This window comes from Protofrankia sp. CiP1_Cm_nod4 (assembly GCF_982290645.1).
On the sequence record NZ_CEVIVC010000145.1, the window covers coordinates 1 to 1,352 of the forward strand.

Below are 1,352 nucleotides of genomic sequence, written 5' to 3' on the forward strand. Positions count from 1 at the left end.
GCGGAGATCTACCGGGGGGTCGGGGACAACCGCGACGTCGTGGTGGTCCTCTTCCATCCGCCCGGGCCGGGGGCTGGGCCCCCGGCGGCTACTCTCCCGGCGGAGGGTGGGCCGGCCACGGCTGCCCCGGCGGCGCCGGCTGCCCCGGCGGGGGCCGCTCCGGCGGGGGCCGGCGGGGCAGCGCGGCACGGCCCCGCGTCCGTTGTCGCGAACGTTCCACCGGAACTGCTCGCGCGTCCGGCGCAGGCCTGGGACTTTGAGCGCGTATCGTCACCCGGACCGGATATCAGTGACCGGTGGGGAGACCGATGAAAAGAAGCGTTGTCACCGGCGGTGCCGGCTTTCTGGGGTCGCACCTGTGCGAACGGCTGCTCGACGAGGGCCACGCGGTCGTCTGCCTGGATAATTTCGTCACCGGGGCCCCGGAGAATGTCGCGCACCTGGCCGGGCACGAGCACTTCCGGCTCGTCCGCTGTGATGTGACTGATTATGTTCATATTGTCGGTCCGGTCGATTATGTACTGCATTTCGCGTCACCGGCGAGCCCCATCGACTACCTGCACCTGCCGATTCACACGCTGAAGGTCGGCTCGGTCGGTACCCTGCACGCTCTCGGCCTCGCCAAGGAGAAACGGGCGCGGTTCGTGCTGGCGTCCACCTCGGAAGTCTACGGTGATCCGCAGATCCATCCGCAGCCGGAGGACTACTGGGGCCATGTCAACCCGGTGGGGCCGCGAGGCGTGTACGACGAGGCGAAAAGGTTCGGCGAGGCACTCACCATGGCCTACCGGCGCAGTCACGGGGTGGACACCGGAATCGTCCGTATCTTCAACACCCATGGGCCGCGGATGCGCCCCAACGACGGCCGGGCGATTCCCGCCTTCGCGACCCAGGCGCTGCGCGGTGAGCCCATCACCGTCGCCGGTGACGGAAGCCAGACCCGGTCGATCATATATGTCGACGACCTGGTGGAGGGGATCGTGCGGATGATTTTTTCCGGTCATCCCGGCCCGATGAACATCGGTAATCCGCACGAACTGTCCATTCTCGAGCTCGCGGAACTGGTCCGGGAGGTGGCCAAGAGCGAGTCCCTCATCACGTTCGTCCCGCGCCCCGAGGACGACCCGACGGTCCGCCAGCCCGACATCTCCCTGGCCCGGCGCGTCCTGGGCTGGGAGCCCGTCGTCGACCTGCGCAGCGGGCTCGACAGCACGGTCTCCTGGTTCCGTGAGCACCCGGACGTCGCTTGTCCGGACGCCCGTCCGGACGCCGGCCGGCGAGGCTGACGGGACCGTCGTCCTCACTGTCGCCGTCTCGCTGTCCTCCCGCTGCCGTTCCGCCGTGCTCCCGTC

The 1,352-nt window shown here is 68.9% G+C and carries 1 protein-coding gene; it reads left to right on the forward strand.

Translation table 11 applies throughout. The features are described 5' to 3' along the window. The first annotated feature begins 308 nt into the window (after positions 1–308). Positions 309–1,286, forward strand: coding sequence for a UDP-glucuronic acid decarboxylase family protein (locus tag AC5LSR_RS20225; protein ID WP_250286709.1), 978 nt, complete (start codon positions 309–311; stop codon positions 1,284–1,286). The last annotated feature ends 66 nt before the right edge of the window (positions 1,287–1,352 follow it).

Coding starts and splice junctions, on each gene's coding strand:
- AC5LSR_RS20225 (WP_250286709.1), top strand. CDS start 309: ATGAAAAGAAGCGTTGTCACCGGCGGTGCCGGCTTTCTGGGGTCGCAC.